The organism is uncultured Tateyamaria sp. (assembly GCF_947504105.1).
Classification (GTDB): Bacteria; Pseudomonadota; Alphaproteobacteria; order Rhodobacterales; family Rhodobacteraceae; genus Tateyamaria.
In genome coordinates this window covers 1-309 of record NZ_CANNGP010000189.1, presented here as the reverse complement: position 1 = coordinate 309, position 309 = coordinate 1, and the positions used below count along the sequence as shown (strand labels likewise).

Sequence of the window (309 nt, the reverse complement as noted above, 5' to 3'; positions counted from 1 at the left end):
CGGCCAGACATTGGCACTTTCGAAGGCTGAAGTCGCCGAGATCATGACGGCGGCCTATGTCGATTTCGAACCCGCCGAGAAGGAGGGTTCGGCAAACCAGATCCAGCGACGCAAGCGTGAGGCCATGGCCGCGCTGGAGCGTATGCCCTCTTCAGAAGTCATTGATCTATTCAAGGGTAATCCGAGGTTTAAGCGATACGGGACAGGCTTGAATAACCGCATCACCGTGATAACGCAGGTTTTGAAAGAGTTGCGCCAGCCGAAGGAATTCCGGGTGCCCGCGCTTGCAGATCTGCGTAGAAACACCGA

At 56.0% G+C, this 309-nt stretch carries 1 protein-coding gene; it reads left to right on the top strand.

Annotated features, from left to right (window positions below):
• Positions 1 to 43: 43 nt before the first annotated feature.
• A partial coding sequence (locus Q1A75_RS24145) for a hypothetical protein (protein ID WP_299641579.1) occupies positions 44 to 309 on the top strand: 266 nt, incomplete at its 3' end.